The 18,665-nt window shown below is 39.4% G+C and carries 16 protein-coding genes and 1 pseudogene; 13 read left to right on the top strand and 4 right to left on the bottom strand.

All coding sequences use genetic code 11. From position 1 onward, the window contains the following. Positions 1-41 precede the first annotated feature (41 nt). The 3 genes and pseudogenes from AC25Y1_RS01530 to ppsA all read left to right on the top strand — a co-directional run bounded on the left by AC25Y1_RS01530 (position 42) and on the right by ppsA (position 4,726). Positions 42-650, top strand: a pseudogene (locus tag AC25Y1_RS01530) (STM3941 family protein). A 29-nt stretch (positions 651-679) separates the two neighbouring features. Beyond that, on the top strand, positions 680-1,852 hold the full coding sequence (locus AC25Y1_RS01525; RefSeq protein ID WP_488146168.1) for an aminotransferase class I/II-fold pyridoxal phosphate-dependent enzyme: 1,173 nt from the start codon (positions 680-682) through the stop codon (positions 1,850-1,852). Between the two features lie 258 nt (positions 1,853-2,110). Further along, positions 2,111-4,726, top strand: coding sequence for a phosphoenolpyruvate synthase (ppsA, locus tag AC25Y1_RS01520; protein ID WP_488146167.1), 2,616 nt, complete (start codon positions 2,111-2,113; stop codon positions 4,724-4,726). Between the two features lie 173 nt (positions 4,727-4,899). Here the strand turns inward: ppsA and AC25Y1_RS01515 are convergent, their stop codons facing one another. Together AC25Y1_RS01515 and AC25Y1_RS01510 are read right to left on the bottom strand one after the other, a co-directional pair. Beyond that, positions 4,900-5,910, bottom strand: coding sequence for an HAAS signaling domain-containing protein (locus tag AC25Y1_RS01515; RefSeq protein ID WP_488146166.1), 1,011 nt, complete (start codon positions 5,908-5,910; stop codon positions 4,900-4,902). After that, positions 5,897-6,241, bottom strand: coding sequence for a PadR family transcriptional regulator (locus AC25Y1_RS01510; RefSeq protein WP_488146165.1), 345 nt, complete (start codon positions 6,239-6,241; stop codon positions 5,897-5,899). Before AC25Y1_RS01510 ends, AC25Y1_RS01515 begins: the two co-directional genes overlap by 14 nt. Positions 6,242-6,611: 370 nt before the next feature. Between AC25Y1_RS01510 and AC25Y1_RS01505 the strand changes: the two genes are divergently transcribed. Further along, complete coding sequence (locus AC25Y1_RS01505) at positions 6,612-6,935, top strand: hypothetical protein (RefSeq protein ID WP_488146164.1); 324 nt, start codon at positions 6,612-6,614, stop codon at positions 6,933-6,935. 45 nt (positions 6,936-6,980) lie between these two features. Here the strand turns inward: AC25Y1_RS01505 and AC25Y1_RS01500 are convergent, their stop codons facing one another. Continuing rightward, complete coding sequence (locus AC25Y1_RS01500; RefSeq protein ID WP_488146163.1) at positions 6,981-7,346, bottom strand: SLAP domain-containing protein; 366 nt, start codon at positions 7,344-7,346, stop codon at positions 6,981-6,983. A 168-nt stretch (positions 7,347-7,514) separates the two neighbouring features. On the opposite strand from AC25Y1_RS01500, the gene AC25Y1_RS01495 reads away from it, so the two are divergent. Both AC25Y1_RS01495 and AC25Y1_RS01490 read left to right on the top strand, forming a co-directional pair. Continuing rightward, positions 7,515-8,060, top strand: a complete 546-nt coding sequence (locus AC25Y1_RS01495; protein ID WP_488146162.1) for an NADPH-dependent FMN reductase — start codon at positions 7,515-7,517, stop codon at positions 8,058-8,060. Positions 8,061-8,277: 217 nt separating this feature from the next. Then, a complete protein-coding gene (locus AC25Y1_RS01490) occupies positions 8,278-8,550 on the top strand; it encodes a HesB/YadR/YfhF family protein (RefSeq protein WP_488146161.1) in 273 nt (90 codons plus the stop codon). Positions 8,551-8,604: 54 nt separating this feature from the next. Here AC25Y1_RS01490 and AC25Y1_RS01485 read toward each other — a convergent pair whose 3' ends face one another. Next, positions 8,605-9,510: a 1,4-dihydroxy-2-naphthoate polyprenyltransferase gene (locus AC25Y1_RS01485; RefSeq protein ID WP_488146160.1), complete on the bottom strand. Its 906-nt coding sequence runs from the start codon at positions 9,508-9,510 to the stop codon at positions 8,605-8,607. Between the two features lie 261 nt (positions 9,511-9,771). On the opposite strand from AC25Y1_RS01485, the gene AC25Y1_RS01480 reads away from it, so the two are divergent. From AC25Y1_RS01480 to AC25Y1_RS01450, 7 genes are all read left to right on the top strand, one after another. Next, positions 9,772-11,181, top strand: a complete 1,410-nt coding sequence (locus AC25Y1_RS01480; RefSeq protein WP_488146159.1) for a serine hydrolase domain-containing protein — start codon at positions 9,772-9,774, stop codon at positions 11,179-11,181. Positions 11,182-11,226: 45 nt separating this feature from the next. Then, a complete protein-coding gene (locus AC25Y1_RS01475) occupies positions 11,227-11,766 on the top strand; it encodes an HD domain-containing protein (RefSeq protein ID WP_488146158.1) in 540 nt (179 codons plus the stop codon). A gap of 673 nt (positions 11,767-12,439) precedes the next feature. Further along, positions 12,440-12,985 carry a helix-turn-helix domain-containing protein gene (locus AC25Y1_RS01470; protein WP_488146157.1) on the top strand — a complete coding sequence of 182 codons (546 nt, stop codon included), beginning with the start codon at positions 12,440-12,442 and terminating at the stop codon, positions 12,983-12,985. 20 nt (positions 12,986-13,005) lie between these two features. After that, positions 13,006-15,048 (top strand): hydantoinase/oxoprolinase family protein, encoded by a 2,043-nt coding sequence (locus AC25Y1_RS01465; RefSeq protein WP_488146156.1) that lies wholly within the window; start codon positions 13,006-13,008, stop codon positions 15,046-15,048. A gap of 1 nt (position 15,049) precedes the next feature. After that, entirely contained in the window at positions 15,050-16,780 is a 1,731-nt protein-coding gene (locus AC25Y1_RS01460) for a hydantoinase B/oxoprolinase family protein (protein WP_488146155.1), read from the top strand. A gap of 21 nt (positions 16,781-16,801) precedes the next feature. Further along, on the top strand, positions 16,802-17,116 hold the full coding sequence (locus AC25Y1_RS01455; protein ID WP_488146154.1) for a cupin domain-containing protein: 315 nt from the start codon (positions 16,802-16,804) through the stop codon (positions 17,114-17,116). Positions 17,117-17,151: 35 nt separating this feature from the next. Beyond that, positions 17,152-18,465 carry a purine-cytosine permease family protein gene (locus AC25Y1_RS01450; protein WP_488146153.1) on the top strand — a complete coding sequence of 438 codons (1,314 nt, stop codon included), beginning with the start codon at positions 17,152-17,154 and terminating at the stop codon, positions 18,463-18,465. Positions 18,466-18,665 lie beyond the last annotated feature (200 nt).

Below are 18,665 nucleotides of genomic sequence, written 5' to 3'. Positions count from 1 at the left end.
TCCAAAAAGACTATCATTAGTGATATCCTTCGTATAAACTGATGAGTAAAGGAATTGAGGTGAACTGTCTAGTGGATGATTATATTGTGTCATTTAAGAGAAGTCGGATGTGGACACTCGTATTTCTATCTTTACTGTTTATTGTAATAGGGGCAGTATTTATCGCCTTTACATCTCAAGGAACTGGATCTGCGAAAATATGGCTACCTGCAATTGGAGGAGTGGTTGTCATTCTTTTTGGCCTGTGTCTTATCTATTACATAAATGTTTTAGTAAAAGGAAAACCAGCTTTAAAGATTACGGAATAAGGCATTCTGGATAATTCGAGTTTTATTGGGGCGGGTTTGGTTCGTTGGGAAGACGTTGGGGATATTGAATTTATCAATTTTTCTAATCAAGTATTCTTAGGGATCTACACTTTGGACCCCAATTTAATAACAGATCGGACAACTGGATTAAAAAGGTTGTTGAATAATATGAACAAAGGTTTGCTGGAGACTCAGGTGAATATACCGGTAAAGGTATTAGACTGCCATTTAGATGAACTAGTTGATGAGATTAATAGCCGTTGGCGTGTTGTTGGAGCAGAGAATTTTGAGAAGGCAACGCGTACTTCTGGCCCGACGAAGAATTCAGAAGATTTGAAATGACCTTTTTACATAGAATGGAGTGCAGTTCGATGAAAATTGAAGCTTCTCATAAAATGTCTATTTTTGAACCAGCTATTTTTGGAAGTTTAAAAGCAGCTGCTGCAGTCAAAAAAGAGACAGGTGTTGAAATAATTGATTTAAGTCTTGGAAGCCCGGATCTACCGCCAGCTGAAAATGTGAGACAAGTGTTGTCAGAACTTAGCGCTAAGGAAAACACATATGGTTACACGCTCGGTGGGACAAAACGATTCCATGAAGCCGTTGCAAGCTATTACGCAAGACGTTCTGGCGTTACACTTAATCCAGATACAGAAATCCTTAAGACAATGGGTTCCCAAGAAGGGCTAGTCCATCTGCCATTTGCTTTTTGTAATGAAGGCGATATTGTTCTCACAACAAATCCTGCATATGTAGCTTATGAAGTTGGGATTAAATTAGCAGGAGCCATTCCATATGAGATGCCTCTGCGTGCGAAAAATAATTTCTTGCCTGATTTAGATCAGGTGCCAGAAGAAATCGCGCAAAAAGCAAAGTTGCTCATTTTAAATTTACCTGGGAATCCGGTACCTGCAATGCCGACAACGAAGTTTTTTGAAAAGGTCATTGCTTTTGCCAAGCGGTATAATATTATCGTTCTACATGATGCCGCCTACTCCGAATTTTATTTTACAGGAGATCAACCATTCAGTTTCCTATCTATACCCGGCGCGATGGAAGTCGGTATTGAAGTGAATTCACTATCCAAAAGTTTTAGTTTGGCAGGCGCACGGATCGCGTACATCGTCGGTAATCCTGAAATCATCAGCATTATGAAACAATTGAAGTCTAATCTAGACTACGGTACGTTTGAACCGATTCAAGAAGCAGCTGCAACAGCTTTGGATCATGCTGAAGAAATTACAGAACGCTTACGACAAACCTTTAAAGAGAGACATCTTATTTTAACGGATGGGTTAACAAAAATTGGCTGGTCAGTGACCCCCTCAAATGGTGGTATGTTCGTTTGGGCAAAATATCCATTCGAGATGGACGATAAAGCATTCGTTTTCGAAGCGATTAAACAAAGTGGCGTAATCATGGTCCCCGGAAGTGTATTCGGATCAGAAGGCAACGGCTACGTTCGGTTGGCCCTCGTTCAACAAGTAGACGCATTGCAAGAAGCTGTCGAACGGCTAGCATTGTTTGAATTTCGGAATAGATGACGTATAATTCAGGTGCCTGTACTATAATGTCTATACACTATAATTGCATAAAAAGAGAAATGGGGATACCGACATATAAAATATTGTCGATATCCCCTTGTATTTTTATTTAATTTTAAATAGTCATGCATGCAATTTTCTTAGCATCTTTTCTTGCCTAGTCTAATTATAGCATATAAGAAATTATATTTATAGACTGTTTATTGCCAATTATTCCTGCTAAACTCAATAAACTACGGTGGTTAGGGGAGATGTAGAATGAGTTCTTTGGTTCTTGATTTTCAGGAGATAGAAGAGGATCAGTTGTTGCTTGTGGGTGGAAAAGGTCTCAATTTAGGACGACTATTTAAAATTGGCGGGATACCGGTACCAGAAGGGTTTTGTGTGACGACGGTGGGGTATCGAAAAGTTATTGAACAAAATGAAATATATCATGCGCTTTTGGATCGGCTCACCTCTCTAAAATTGGAAGATCGCGATCAGATTGTTGATATTAGCAGGAAGATTCAGCGGCTCATTTTAGAAGTGGAAATTCCTCCTGAAGTTGTGAGGGCCGTTACGCATTTCCATGCACAATACGGTGAAGAACATGCTTATGCAGTGCGTTCTAGTGCGACTGCAGAGGATTTACCGCATGCTTCTTTTGCGGGTCAACATGACACTTATTTAAATATTATCGGTAAGGATGCCGTATTGCAGCATATCCGCAAATGTTGGGCATCGCTATTTACTGAGCGTGCTGTATTTTATCGTATGCAAAATGGCTTTGAACACAGCCAAGTTTATCTCTCAGTGGTTGTGCAGCGGATGGTTTTTCCAAAGGCGTCCGGGATTTTATTTACCGCTGATCCGATTTCCGCTAATCGTAAGTTGCTTTCGATTGATGCTAGTTTTGGACTCGGGGAAGCATTGGTCTCTGGTTTGGTCTCCGCAGATTGTTATAAAGTACAGGATGAGGAAATCGTGGATAAGAGGATAGCAACCAAAAACATAGCTATTTATGGACGCTTAGAAGGCGGAACAGAGACTCGACAGATTGCCCCGGAACAGCAGAAGTCGCAAACACTTACCGATCAACAAATTCTACAACTGTCGAAGATTGGCAGACATATTGAGACTAATTTTGGCAGCCCACAGGATATCGAGTGGTGTTTAGTTGATGATGAATTTTATATTGTCCAGAGTCGTCCAATTACTACTTTATTTCCAATTCCTGAAGCAGGAGAGACTCAGGGAAATCACGTGTACGTATCAGTAGGGCATCAACAAATGATGACGGATCCCATTAAACCTTTGGGATTGTCATTCTTTCTGTTAACGACCTTTGCACCCATGCGTATAGCTGGTGGAAGATTATTTGTTGACATCACGCATCAACTCGCCGCGCCGGGTGGCAGTGAAATATTATTAAATAGCTTGGGAGAATCTGACCCTCTCATAAAGGATGCACTCATCAACATAATTGAACGAGATGATTTTATAAAAACTGTACCAATTGATGAGAAAACATTGAGTCCTGGTGGAGACAATTTAAATTTAAATAAGCGACCACATATTGAAATAGATCCGACGATTGTTTCTGACTTGATTGAGCAGAGCCAAAGTTCACTGGCAGCGTTAAAACAACATATCCAAACGATATCGGGATCAACTCTATTTGATTTTATTCGAGAAGATATCGAAGAGTTAAAGAAGATTTTATTTGACCCGAAAAGCATGAGTGTGATTACGGCTGCAATGGATGCTTCTTCTTGGATCAATGAAAACATCAACGAGTGGTTAGGTGAAAAAAACGTAGCAGATCCCCTTACTCAATCTGCACCAAACAATATTACTTCGGAAATGGGCCTAGCGTTACTGGATGTCGCAGATGTCATTCGCCCTTATCCAGCAGTTATCGACTATTTACAACATGTAAAAGATGATCATTTTTTAGATGAAATGGGACATCTTGAAGGTGGACAAGAAGCCCATGATGCCATCGTTGCTTATCTCGAAAAATACGGGATGCGGTGTACGGGCGAAATCGATGTGACTAGAACGCGTTGGAGCGAGAAGCCGACGACACTTATTCCGATGATACTGAGTAATATCAAAAACACTGAGCCAGGCGCTAGCACTCGGAAATTTAAGCAAGGGCGACGTGTTGCTTTGGAGAAAGAACAATCGATATTACAACGATTAAAACAACTCCCAGATGGTGAACAAAAAGCGAAAGACACAAAAGAAATGATTGACGTAGTCCGGAACTACATCGGGTACCGTGAGTATCCAAAATACGGCATGGTGAATCGCTACTTCGTCTATAAACAAGCTTTACTGAAAGAAGCCGAGCTATTTGTACAATCAGGCATCTTTAATGAAAAGGAAGATATGGACTACCTTACTTTCGAAGAATTTCATGAAGTTGTGCGTAGCAACGAATTGGATAAGATCAAACGAATTATCCAGAAAAGAAAAGACGAGTACAGATTCTATGAGAAATTAACCCCACCACGTGTGATCACTTCTGATGGTGAAATCATTGCAGGGAAGTACAAACGAGAAAATCTTTCAGCTTCAGCAATCCCAGGTCTTCCGGTTTCCGCTGGATTTATAGAAGGACGAGCCCGGGTCATATTAAACATGGAAGAGGCTAATCTAGAAGAAGGTGATATTTTAGTCACCGTCTTCACAGACCCTAGCTGGACACCGTTGTTTGTATCCATAAAAGGGTTAGTCACCGAAGTTGGTGGACTCATGACCCACGGCGCAGTTATCGCACGAGAATATGGTTTGCCAGCCGTCGTCGGGGTAGAAAATGCCACAACACGAATAAAAGACGGCCAACAAATCCGCGTGCATGGAACAGAAGGCTATATCGAGATCTTATAGTTATTTCATACCTAGAGTGCTGTTATTTAGTTAACATGTGATCCGTGCCGATGCTTTAAAATATTTTAAAAGGATATCGACTCGTTAAGACTTTGTCGATATCCTTTTATTTTTTTATTCGAAGACGTGATTTTGCATCATTGCACCATGTACAGAAGTACATGCTAAACTATCTATTTCACTTTTTCCTTCCGATAACTATCATAGATTTCAATTGCTAGTGTCACGAAGACGGTTACGATAATTGTCCATAAAGCCCAAGTCATAAAGTTATCCACGGATGCTAAATCTATCTCGAGTAGATTTGCCATATAGGGTGCAAAATCTTCGTTGAGTAGGCTAGGATTGATTGCAATCACAATGAAGGCAATTAGACTAAGCACTTTTACGACAGCATTAGTCATGACAATTTTTTTTGTCCACTTTTTTGTTTTCCATTTGTAAATTCCTAGTCCGATTTCGAAAAGCGCGAACGGTAAAACGATTGGCCAATACGAGAGTAAGACTGTTTGGTTGAAAGCTGGCATGACCATTTGCAGGCCTTCATTGCCAGTTGAGTGATAGATGCCGGCGAGGTGATCCGCGTTGAAGTAAAAAATAACCCAAATCACTGTCCAAAAGAAACCGAGAATAATTTCACTTTTAGGAATTGATTTTTTCTTTGGGATGACATTAACATGTTTTAAAGACTCTGGCGTCCATTTCACACCGAATGTTGTCAGGGGGGAATTGCTGCTTGCTAAAGCAATCCTTTCGATGAAGATAAATGTAATTGTGACCCAGAAGACCGTTTGGATAAGCGCCTGAATGATAGTAGCGATGACCAATCCTATGGCTTTTATCATAACGGAAAGGATGCTTTCCTCTCCTGAAAATTGGACAATGCTTTCAACGATGTGAACTAAAATAGTAATTAAAATAACCCATGGAATGATGATTTTCATCGTCCGCATATAAACATCATATACTTTTGGGCCAATCAAATAATTTGGAGTATCGCGATAGCTTGCAGCCAGTTGTGCTGGATCTCCTAGATTTGAAAGCGTTTCTATTACTTCACTTTCCGTATAGTCTTCTGGCAATGTATCCTCGATAGTAGAGGTGAGTTCAAGTGCAATATCATTCCGAGTTTTTTCAGGCAATCTTCTTGTTACCTCATAGACATAAGCCTCAATCAGTTTCATGCTGTTCATCTCCTTCCAATAATGTTGTTAATTCCAAAGTCATCGTTTTCCATTCATTTTTTAGCTGATCAAAAATGTCACGTCCATATTCATTGATGACGTAATACTTCCGGGGTCTGCTTTCTGTTGTATCCCAGCTACTTGTCAGGAGTTCCTGTTTCTCGAGTCGGCGCAGCAACGGGTATAACGTGCTTTGTTCAATGGTTACCCCTGCCGTTTCAAGACGTTGAACCAGCGAATAGCCATATTGAGGTGTCCGTAATTGGCTTAGGACGGCCAATGTTAAAGTCCCTCTTCTTAGTTCTGTTGTGAACGATTCGATTAATGACATGGTAATCATCTCACCTTCTTATACTATGTATGATACAGTAATATAATTATGATAACAATAGGCATGAGCTTCTATTTGGAATTTATTTTTACAACACGAGAGAAGTCTGTTGATAGGGGGTATGTTGGTACTGCTAATCATAATCTGGAAGAAGTTACACTTGTAATTGGTTGAAAAGTGTAATTATTGTGTCAATTATAAGGTGTTGTTGATATAATTGAATTAGGCAGTTTTTGATATAAATTAACGAGTGAAAGTCAGTCCATAAATTGTTAGGGGGGAGTTTATTATTAAAAGGTTTTTATCTTATTTCGTTCCCACAGTCGCTTTCGCAATTGTATTTTATCTAGGAACAGCATATAAAATGCACTTGCAAGCTGAAGTTCGGGTAACATTTAATTTACTGCCATTTTTATTATTCGTTTCTTTTTTCCCTATTTTTATAGGGATTTTACTACGATTGCCTAAATTCATGAAAGAGATGAAAGAAAATAAGCAATGGTCGTTTGATTGGATTAAGTTTGTGGCAATTGGTTTGCCAATGCTATATATAGCATTCATACCACTGCTGACTTTAAATTTCGGGCTTACATTTTTTTTCTTGAGAAATTTATTGGTGATGGGAGACACTACATTAGTCACTATAGCTGGAATTGTGTTCGGTTATGTTTTGTTAGATAGCTTTAAAAAATAAATCCGCTAATTCATTTAGGAATTAGCGGATTTTTTGAGTTGTATGTCATGTGTTATAAGTAATGCTTAATTGCGGGGGTGCTTCTGTTTCATTGGCAGGTGTAAAAATGAATGTCCATGGCATAGATGACTTTTTGGGAATCTCTAGTGGCAAATTAAAAATGCCCGTAGCAATGGGTTTGCCGTTTTTAATATAAGTAATGACGATATCTTGGAAAGGTAGGGGAGTGTCTTTCTTATTGTGAATAAGGACAGTGACCAATAGATTCCCTTTATGGTTGATGGCTTCCCGAAAAAATGAAAGCTGACTATTATTTTCGAGGTGATGTGAATGGAAATGAGCGATGATTTTTTCTCTATCCGCAGGTGCAATTGTTTTATCCCACGCAGGCTCAAAGTACAGTATTTGCATCTTCGCTCCTCCTCGTTTAGTTTCCTAGTTTCTATTATAACAGGAAATAAAGGAGGTCCCACTGTGCAGAGGACTATCAGTATAATTCAAGTTAATGGATATTAGATAGAATCATTGCTATAGTTTAATAATTAAGACATATAAAAAGGTAGAAAAGGATGATTTGATATGGTAAAAGTCGGAATTCTAGTAGGAAGTTTACGGAAAGACTCTTTTTCTCAACAAATCGCAGATAATGTGGCAAAATTGTTCCCAGAAGGGTACGAGACAGAGTTTGTTGAAATTGGCAACTTGGCACTCTATAACCAAGATTATGATGAAAATAGTCCAGAAGAATACAGCGCATTTCGTAATAAAATCAAAACAGTTGATGCTGTTTTATTTGTAACGCCTGAGCATAACCGCAGCGTACCAGCCGCACTAAAAAATGCATTAGATGTTGGTTCTCGACCATACGGGGAAAGTGTATGGGATGGTAAACCAGCCAGCATTATTAGCCAATCAATTAGTAATTTAAGTGGATTTGGCGCAAATCATCATTTACGCCAATCACTCGCTTTTTTGAATATGCCAGTTGTCCAACAACCTGAGGCTTACCTTGCTAACTCACAAGATCTGTTGGATGAGGATGGCAATATAAACAATGAAGGAACTGTTCAATTCTTACAATCATTCGTAGATGCATTTGTAGAATTAATAAAAAAATATCAATAAAAATAAGTCTCGGTTTTAGCTTGTAAAGAAAATACCTTCGATGGCGTACATTTGTAAAAGTATGCATCGGAGGTTTTTTTGTGCGGTTTTACAAGGTTCCTGTTCTAGATACTTTTCAATTTTTCCATAGGCCAGTTGTTATAAACGATGATTTTCAGGGTATATATGATAGGATAGACTAAAACGAAAAAGGTGAGATGTAGAGATGAATTTTTCGGTGAGTAAGGAAGCGGCAGCGTGGTATAAAGAGGAAATGGGTTTAGAACAAAATGCGTACGTTCAATTTTTTGTAAAGTTATATGGCGGGATTCCTACTGCACATCCAAATTACTTCTTAGGCTTATCCGTTGGAAAAGATGGAGATGTGGGTATTAACGATGTGGTAGAAGACATCACTTTTTATTTCAATAGCCATGATGATTGGTTTTTAAAAGAGTATCAGTTAAAAGTTGAAATGGGCGAAAATGAGCCGAAATTTTTATTCGAATAATTAATGAGGAGCACTTCTTACTGTGTGAAAACACAATAGGAAGTGCTCCTCTCATTAAAATAGATAACTAATTAATAATCCCGCAGATAACAAGAATCCAAAAAATGTATTAGTGAGTGCAGTGGATTTCATCGCGACCCGTAAATATTCTGGCTTAGCTTTTTGGAAGCCTTGAATCGCTAAGATTGGTTTTCTGATGGATAAGAACACAACTAATGTCCAAGGGCTGATTGAACCTGCTATAACGAGAAGTACGATCCATAAATATGAAACGGCAAACGCAATGGCCAAAGCAATAATCCCTTTTTTGTGTCCAAGAAGAATGGCTAATGTTCTTCGTCCGCCTTTAATATCTTCTTCGATGTCACGGATATTGTTGGACATGTTAATCGCCCCAACCAAAATCCCGATTGGAATAGAAATCAGCAGACTTTGAACAGTTACCGTATTCGTTTGAATGAAATAAGAAATTAAAACAAATCCTACCCCCATAAGTAATCCAGCGAATAATTCTCCAAAAGGCGTATACGCAATTGGATAGGGGCCACCTGTATAGAAATAGCCTATCGCCATCCCAAACAAGCCAATCGCCACCAACCACCAACTACTATTCATACAAATATACACACCGATAATAGCAGCCAAAATATACAGTGAAAATGCCACAGTTAACACATTTTTAGGCTTCAATCCGTGTCTTACAATCCCACCACCAATACCAATAGACTCAGCGGTATCCAAACCACGTTTAAAATCATAGTATTCATTAAATAAATTCGTTGCGATCTGCAAAGCTAAACATGCCAACATCATCGCGATAAATAAAAGCCAATCAATCTTCGTATCATATAGTGCCATCACTGTTCCTAAAATAACCGGCGCAAACGTCGCTGTTAATGTATGCGGTCGCGTCATTTGCCACATCAGCTTTGCTGGGCTTAACTCTTTTTCATATTCCATAGAATTATTCAACTCTCCTATTTAGATACCTATATAAAACGATTCCAAACAACAATTATACACTACAATTGCATAATACTAAAGTAGGAATCGCATTAAACCGTTGTTCTTGAAATAGCGAGGATATCGTTATTCGAAAGAAGAAGAGAACAATATATATTCACTATATTTAGAACTAGATATCAGGTAAACTAGTGATAGATTGAAAATTACAGTACAGCTTTGGAGAAACGATGGGACAAAAAAAGGGAGTTGTTGGTATTGGGGAATTTGAGCGAGTTTGACGTGTTTGCAGAAAAGCTAATAAAGGAAAATCATATCCCAGGGGTGGGGATAGGGCTTAATAGAAACGGCGAGCGTTTTTATGAGAAAGGCTATGGCTATCGCGACGTGGAGAACGAGTTGCCGATTACACCGGATACGATTTTTGGGATCGCTTCCATGACGAAATCATTTACATGTGTTGCGATTATGCAACTTCAAGAAGCAGGTAAACTTTCTGTTCATGATGGAATTTCGAAGTATTTACCGGAGTTTCATACAGCGGATATCAAGAAAACAAAACAAATCACGATACATCATTTAATGACGCACACGGGGGGAATTCCACCAATATCAACCCATGTATTTGCACGGAAACGCAGTATTGACAAAGATCCATCGGCGAAGGATTATCTTGATTTGGATCTGGTTAATAATGCTGGTGATGCAATCGATACATATGATGACATGTTTGAATTTATTGCAGCGCTAGATTTTCAACCGCTTGACCAACCCGGACAGTCTTTTAGTTATTCTAATGATTCTTACGGTTTACTCGGTGTGATTATTGCCCGGGCAAGTGGGCAGTCTTATGAGGAATATGTGAGTGATCATATATTAAAACCGGCAAAACTAGAGAGAACTTTTTTTGATTTAGAGAAATTAGCTAACTTTGAAGATGTGACAACGCTTTATGCGGCTAAAACGACAGAAGATGGGGTGACGGTTTATCCGACAGCAGTTTGGTGGGACGCGCCTGCCATGAGAGCTGTGGGTTATTTGAAGTCAACCATCAATGATATTTTAAGATATTTAGAAATCTATCGGAATGAAGGCATGGTAGACGGGGTTCAAATTTTATCGAAGGAAAGTATTGCACAAATGTTATACCCTCATTTTGAGTATAACAAGGGCATTTCTTACGGTTATGGGTTGCGGATTACACCAGATTATTATGGAGATACGCTGATTGAGCATGGGGGCGGCTTGAAAGGTGTTTCTTCACTGATGTTTATGGTGCCTGAGAAAGGGTTAACGGGTGTGGCGTTATCAAGTTTAGCAAGTGTCCCTTCTGGTAGAATGCTCATGGGCGCGCTAAATGTTCTCAGCGGGAGAGCACTAGATGCGACGAACGTTCATTATAAATCTGAACCAATTGATGAGGTCAAGTTGGAAAAGTTTGCCGGGATCTACAAGTCAGGGGAAGGGATGCATGTGCAAATTGATGTGAAAGATGGTCAATTAAGACATCTTACAGGTGGTTCCTACAATCCACTACGTCATGTTGGAAATCATACGTTTGTAGGAATTGAGAAGAATAAACAAGAGCCCATTCGGTTTATTTCAAATGATGAAGGAATCGTTGACCGAATCTATTATAGTTCTAGGCAAATACTGAGAGCTGAGTAGTGACTGAGGACGCTTAGTATTTAGCCAACTGAAAGCAGGTATTTTATGAATATTATTGATAAAGCAATTAATTTTGCTGCAGAAGCACACGCAGGCCAACTTCGAAAAGGAAACAACACACCGTATATTACACATCCGTTTGCAGTAGGCATGAGCCTGCAGAGAATCCAGTGTTCTGATGAGGTAATCGCAGCTGGTATTTTACATGACACGATAGAAGATACATCTGTTACTTATGAAGAATTAGCAAAACACTTTGGGCGTCATGTCGCTGAACTAGTGCTTGCGGCATCTGAAGAAGATAAGCGTCTATCATGGCTAGAGCGGAAACAACATACGATTGCTCAATTAGACAGTTTGAATTTAGAGGAAATCCAAGTGATCACCGCAGATAAATTGCATAACATCAAATCAATTCGAGCGGATATTGAGAGTCATGGAGACGGTGTTTGGAGTCGATTTAATCGCGGCAAAGCAGACCAACATTGGTACTACAGCAGCATTGTAAAAAAAGTTTTACCAAGAAAACAGGAATGTGAATTGATAGCAGAATTAGAACGAGAAGTATTCGCAGTATTTGGATGATCGGAGATTGCCGATTAGGGGTGTTGAGAATAATGAAAAAAACAAAGATGTTATGGTTTTTGTTAGCATATAGTCTATTCGCTGCAACTTCCACGATTATTTTTGCATATAAACAAAATGGTCATTTAGATATTAAAATATTAATAGATAGTTTTGTATATATTCATTTTATAATATTTTTGATAGTTTTAATGTTGCTATTTATAATGAAGAAAAAGATAGTAGAATCCTGATTTACTATTGCAATGAACGCCTTGAATACATCGCAAGATTTCTCCGTGATGGAATAGTCAGTAAATTCATTGTGGTTGTATAATGACTAAAGGGGTTATCGATTAAACTATGCTTTATCGATAACTCTTTTGAATTTTTATCCTAAGTCATGCATTGTCATGAAAAAGTCTCACACAAGTTCCTCTGATTTTGATCAAAAAAGCTCCATTTTTAGACAGCCACTATCTGTCCGAAAATGGAGCTTATTTATATTTGTTAAAAAGGTTTAAAGGGTTATGAATTGCAATTGCTATTGATGTAGCTTGACTTCTTGGTGGAATTTTCAGTATAGCCACTTATTCACAATATAACATAATTACAGATAATTCTTGCGCTAGGAAATTAATTATGCTATATTCTCAATTATTACACTTACACTTCAATTTGAAGGAGCAGAGTCATGGATGAGATTCATAACAAGATTAAAGCTTTACGTCGGGATCGTAATCTCACGTTAAAAGATTTAAGTGAACAAACAGGATTATCCCTAAGTTTTCTGTCACAAATTGAGCGAGGTGCATCGTCATTATCGATTACTTCACTAAAAAAAATCTCAGATGCTTTGGAAATCCATATTAACTATTTTTTTGAAGAAGAAAATGAACATCAAAATTATGTTGTACGTTCAACGGATCATCATAGTTTTACCACGAGTTCAGGTAGCCAATTGTATACAAGGCTGACAGGTACTTTCAACAACCGAAAACTTGAACCGATGAAAGTAGTATTACCACCGAAAATGAAGGAAGAATATTCTTATAGTCATAACGGCGAAGAATTTTATTTTGTTTTACAAGGTGAAGTGATTTTTCATTTAAATGATGATGAATACCACTTGTTTGAAGGGGATACCATTCACTTTCCTTCGAGCTTAATTCACCAGTGGGAGAATCCACTTTCAACGGATAGCATTGTACTTAGTATCGTGACACCATTAATTTTCTAAAAAACAGGAGTGTGAATAGGATGAGAGTCGCAACAGATATTGGCGGAACATTTACAGACTTAGTATACGTTGATGAAAATGGCCATATTGGCATAGCTAAAAGTAGTACAACACCACCGAATTTTGAAAAAGGTGTTTTGGATGTTATTCGAAAAAGCGGTGTGGATCAATCACCCATATCGATGTTCATACATGGAACAACGGTGATTATTAATGCATTAACAGAAAGAAAAGGCGCGAAAACAGCACTCATTACAACAAAAGGTTTTCGGGATGTGTTGGAAATCGCAAGAGGTAATCGACCTGATCTCTTTAATATCAATTATGAAAAGCCAACACCATTTGTAGAAAGATACTTACGTAGAGAAGTAAATGAACGTGTAAATTATAAAGGTGAAGTTTTACAGGAACTTGATTTGGACGAAGTAAAAGAGTTAGTAGCCTATTTTAAAAAAGAAGGAGTAGAGGCGATTGCTGTCTCATTCTTACATTCGTATGTAAATCCTGCGCATGAACAAAAGGCAGCCCAACTGATTCGAGAATTATGGCCAGAAATCCAAGTGACTGCTTCTAGTGATATTACGCAAGAGTGGCGTGAATACGAGCGGACGAATACAGCTGTATTGAATGCTTATGTTCAACCTGCCGCAACAACTTATATTAACCAATTAGAACAAGAACTGAAGGCACAAGTGGACATCGACCAACGCTATATTATGCAATCGAACGGTGGAACGACCAAGTTCGATAAAGCGAAAGAAGCACCAATCAATATGGTTGAATCCGGTCCTGTTGCTGGTATTTTCGGCGCTGCCGTCTTAGGAGAAATGATCGGCGAGAAAAACATTATTGCCTTCGATATCGGCGGAACAACAGCGAAATGTTCACTTATCGAAAACGGTGAAGTGAAAGTATCAACTGATTATTATATCGAGAAAGATAGTCGTCACGCAGGTTATCCGATTAAGACACCAGTCGTCGACATCGTCGAAATCGGTAATGGTGGCGGTTCGATCGCTTGGATTGATCAAGCAGGATCACTAAAAGTTGGCCCTCAATCAGCTGGCGCGAATCCGGGACCAGTTGCTTATGGACAAGGAGGAACTGAGCCAACTACGACTGACGCAAACTTACTAACGGGGCGACTCTCACCGAAGAACTTTGATTATAATGTGGACTTAGAGGCAGTTAAGGCTGCGGTTGAAACGAAGATTGGGAATCATTTTGGTATAACCGCAGAAGAAGCAGCACTTGGAATCATTCGAATTGCCAATTCAAATATGTTGAATGCATTGAAATTGATATCCATTCGTAAAGGGTACAACCCACAAGACTTTACATTGCTCGCATTTGGCGGCGGTGGTTCAATGCACGCACCTGCACTTGCGATTGAACTCGGTGTTAAAAAAGTTGTCGTACCCGTTGCTTCGCCAGTATTTTCTGCATGGGGCATGCTCATGACGGATCTCCGACATGACTATATCCAAACCTATATTAAGCGAATGAATGAATTAACATTGGATGAAATCGACAGTCAGTGGACGGAAATCGAAAGTAACGCATTTAAGCATTTTGAAGAAGAGGGAATGGAAGCAGACAATGTAGAATTCCATCGCTTCGCTGATATGCGATACCTCGGGCAAGAGCACACTGTTAAAGTCCCTGTGGCAAACGGCAAGTGGACAGACGAAGATAGATTGAAAGCCATAGAAGATTTCCACAAACTACACGAAAAAAATTACACGTTCAAATTGGATGATGCAGCTACGGAAATCGTAAATATTCATGTAACAGCATTTGGAAAAGTAGAGAAGCCGGTCATTTCAAAACTGGAGAGATCAGGTTCTTTAGAAGAAGCGAAAAAAGAAGATCGAGATGTTTATTATGAAAATGAGGGTTGGGTTTCTACACCTGTTTACGACCGCGATCTATTACCGACAAATGAAGTGGTATATGGACCGGCGATTGTCGAGGAAAAAGCAGCAGTAACCGTAATATACAACCAGCAAAAGCTCTACTTGGATGACTACGGCAATATTATCATCGAGAAGGAGGATAACTAATATGACTGGAACAAGAAAAGTTGACCCATTTACGCTCGAAATTGTGAAAGATTCTTTACTTGCTGTGGGAGATGAAATGTTTGTTGCGCTTGCACGAACATCCATGAGTCCAATTATTTATGAAGTTCTTGACTATGCAAGTGGTCTGACAGATGCAAAAGGGAACTTATTGACGCAAGGGAATGGTGTTACAGGTTTTATCGGCATGCTGACGTTTATGGTGAAAGAGACGTTGAATAAGTACCCTGGCGACAAATTGAAACCAGGCGATATTATCATCATCAATGATCCTTACCAGGGTGGAGGTTCCCATTTGTCAGACGTGGGGCTCGTTATGCCGATTTTCCAAGACGGCGAATTAATTGCCTTCTCGGCGAATAAAGCTCACTGGACAGAGGTAGGTGGAAAAGATCCTGGATCCTTTACAAATGACTCCGTCGATATTTTCCAAGAAGGCCTTCAGTTCTCGTGTATAAAGCTTTACGACGAAGGCAAGGTGAATGAAGGAATCGTGGAGATTATACGTTCGAATGTTCGCTTCCCGGATTTATCACTAGGTGATATGTGGGCACAAGTGGCAGCACTTCGCACGGGAGATCGACGTTTGAAAGAGCTTTGTGATAAGCATTCCAAAGAAACAATCCTTTCTGCAATCGATTATTTATTAGACCACGGTGAAAAAATTTCACGACAAGAATTACAAAAATTACCGAAAGGCGATTTTTATGCAGAAGACTTTATTGACACGGATGGTCTTGGAAACGGTCCATTCCCAATTAAAGTAAAAGTTACGATTACAGATGATGAGTTTATCTGTGATTTTAGAGGAAGTTCACCACAAGTACCAGGGCCTATGAACTGTTCCTATACTGGACTTGTTTCAGCGGTTCGCGCAATATTCTTAGCGCTCACAAACCCTGAACAAGATGTGAATGATGGTGTATTCCGCCCGCTTAAGGTCATCGTCGATCCGAAATCGATTATGTCAGCTGAACGTCCAGTACCAGTATCGAATTACTTTGAAACATTATTAGGTAGTTTAGATCTTGTGTGGCGTGCAATGGCACCGCATGTTCCGAACCGTTTAACTGCTGGACATTTCCTTTCAGTCTGTGCGGTAACTTTATCTGGGAATCATCAAGATACCGATGATGCATTTCTAATTGTTGAGCCTTCAGTTGGTGGATGGGGCGCATCGCCAACGAAAGACGGAGAATCGGGTCAATTCTGTTTCTCAGATGGTGAAACTTACAACGTTCCTGTTGAAGTTGCAGAAACGCGCTACGGTGTTTTATTGGATGAATATAGCCTTCGTCAGGACGGAAATGGTTCAGGGGTTGGTAAGTTTATCGGCGGTAAAGGGGTGATTCGCTCTTACCGTGCATTATCGGATGGACAAGCCGTTACAGTCACATTTGGGCGAAATAAATTCCTACCTTGGGGACTTGAAAAGGGGAGCGACGGTTCACCGAATGAGTTTTATATTGTAAAAGCAGACGGCGAAACTGATGGTCCTTATGGTGTTTATCCGCGCTATAGACTTGATACAAATGACGTCGTTCAACTGATGACAGGAACAGGCGGCGGTTACGGTGATCCGAAACAACGGCCAGCCGCACAAGTTGCGATGGATGTAAAAAATGATTATTTTACGATTGAAGAAGCGCGTGAGCATTTCTTAGTAGAAGTTAATCCTGAAACATTTGAATATGTAGAACTGGCTGGCAGATAATTCTAAGGGAGGAAAATTGATATGATCAAAAAATCACCACAAAACACAGGAGAAATAGTACAAAATCTATTTCACGACAAATATCCAAATGCGGAAGTAAAGTTTGGATTTGTTACGATACCGGTAGGAGAGCGTTTGCCAGCCGAAGGAACAACATTTCATGAAGAGCAGGAGTATTCTTATGTGCTAAAAGGTACGCTCAAAGGCGTGTCAGGTGGAGAACCATATGAAATAACTGCAGGTGAAGCATCCCTTATTCCAGCTGGAGAAGAACATTGGTGTCAAAATATTGGAGAAGAACCAGTTGAACTAATCTTTGCATTAGTAAAAGCATAATAGAAATTACATCTTAGATGAAAAGGAGCGAGATTATGGAGCAAAACCAAGGCAATGATGCCAATAACAATCTAACAGGAACTGACGAAGCTTTAGCGCCAGTTCCTGAAAATAAAAGACAGCACTGGATCACACCTGCAATGATTTTTGGTGGGTTAGAATTTACAATTCCAGTTTTAATGGTTGGAGCAGCACTTACAGCAAGTTTTGGATTAAATAAAATTCTATTGATTTTAATCATTGCCCTTTTCGGGTTTCAGTGGGTTGGAAATACATTACAAGGTTATATTGGCGCTAAAACCGGTCGCTCCTCTTCTGTCATTGCAAAGTCTAGTTTTGGGACAATCCAAGCAAGATTTATTGTTGGATTGACAATTTTTGCAGTTTCACTTGGTTGGTGGGCATTACAAACTGCAGTGGCAGGTAACGCGATGTCAGCAATGATCGGCATTGATTATGAAAATAACTGGTTTGGCTGGGCTGCGGTTACGACGGTTGCAGGATTATTATTTGCTCTGCCATCGATCATTGGTTATAACTCGATGAAATGGACGGATTACCTTGCAGTCCCTTCAGGTCTCTTACTTATTATTGGAGGAATTTACCTTGCACTGAAAAATACTGGGTGGGAAACAATTACATCCTGGAATCCAGAGCCAACGATGACTATAATGGCTGCCATCAGTCTAGTCATTGGTGTCAACGTTTCACAGTGGGTGATTGCATCGGATTATACACGTTATGCTAAGCCAACTTGGAGAGACAACTGGATCATTCCGAGTGGTATTGTTGTTATCGGGTTTCCTCTCTTCATTGTCGGGGCAATTATGTCTGTTGGTGTTGGAGATGCAGACATTGTAAACGTCATGATGAATCTTGGTTTTCCATTTTGGGGATTCTTAATATTATGGCTGGCAACATGGACATCACAATTAGTTAATAACTACAGTATGGGACTAGCACTATCCAACGTGTTAAATGTCAACTCAAGTAAAGGTCGCGCCATTCTAACGCTACTAGGTACACTTCTAGCAATAGTCGTTGCACTTATGGGTATCCTAGATTATTTTGAAGACTTCCTATACTTAACAGCTCTTTTCTATCCTGCAATGGCAGGCGTTATGATGAGTGACTTTTTCCTTGTACGAAAACAAAAATGGGTGGAAGTACCAGGCTGGAACTGGATGGCTACAATTGCGATTGTTGTTGGAATTATCCTAGGGTATATTACACAATACGTAACACCTATGGGATTACCAGCTGTTCAATCTTTACTAGCTTCCTTGCTAGCTTACTACATTGCCATGAAGATTAAGAAAAAAGTAGCACCGGATTTATTCACAGGATGAAATCAATACTTCTTTTCAGGTAGTACTGTGCAATAAGTGAATCAAATGACTAAAGGGATATCGACTAAGCAACGCATTGTCGATATCCTTTTTGAATTGTTATCCTAGCTCATTAAACTTCCTATCTATGTATAAAATTCGAAATCAGAAAAGCCGCCTTCTGGATTGTCTGTTTAGGTGGAAGGCGTCTTTTTGCATTA

This window comes from Sporosarcina sp. Y1009 (assembly GCF_057669865.1).
This window is presented reverse-complemented; position numbering and strand designations above follow the sequence as displayed.

Bases quoted from the DNA above. Each gene is read 5' to 3' on its own strand.
- AC25Y1_RS01455 (WP_488146154.1), top strand. From the start codon at position 16,802: ATGATCAAAAAATCACCACAAAACACAGGAGAAATAGTACAAAATCTA.
- AC25Y1_RS01450 (WP_488146153.1), top strand. From the start codon at position 17,152: ATGGAGCAAAACCAAGGCAATGATGCCAATAACAATCTAACAGGAACT.
- ppsA (WP_488146167.1), top strand. From the start codon at position 2,111: ATGAGTTCTTTGGTTCTTGATTTTCAGGAGATAGAAGAGGATCAGTTG.
- AC25Y1_RS01485 (WP_488146160.1), bottom strand. From the start codon at position 9,510: ATGGAATATGAAAAAGAGTTAAGCCCAGCAAAGCTGATGTGGCAAATG.
- AC25Y1_RS01470 (WP_488146157.1), top strand. From the start codon at position 12,440: ATGGATGAGATTCATAACAAGATTAAAGCTTTACGTCGGGATCGTAAT.
- AC25Y1_RS01510 (WP_488146165.1), bottom strand. From the start codon at position 6,241: ATGTCATTAATCGAATCGTTCACAACAGAACTAAGAAGAGGGACTTTA.
- AC25Y1_RS01495 (WP_488146162.1), top strand. From the start codon at position 7,515: ATGGTAAAAGTCGGAATTCTAGTAGGAAGTTTACGGAAAGACTCTTTT.
- AC25Y1_RS01500 (WP_488146163.1), bottom strand. From the start codon at position 7,346: ATGCAAATACTGTACTTTGAGCCTGCGTGGGATAAAACAATTGCACCT.
- AC25Y1_RS01465 (WP_488146156.1), top strand. From the start codon at position 13,006: ATGAGAGTCGCAACAGATATTGGCGGAACATTTACAGACTTAGTATAC.
- AC25Y1_RS01475 (WP_488146158.1), top strand. From the start codon at position 11,227: ATGAATATTATTGATAAAGCAATTAATTTTGCTGCAGAAGCACACGCA.
- AC25Y1_RS01525 (WP_488146168.1), top strand. From the start codon at position 680: ATGAAAATTGAAGCTTCTCATAAAATGTCTATTTTTGAACCAGCTATT.
- AC25Y1_RS01460 (WP_488146155.1), top strand. From the start codon at position 15,050: ATGACTGGAACAAGAAAAGTTGACCCATTTACGCTCGAAATTGTGAAA.
- AC25Y1_RS01515 (WP_488146166.1), bottom strand. From the start codon at position 5,910: ATGAAACTGATTGAGGCTTATGTCTATGAGGTAACAAGAAGATTGCCT.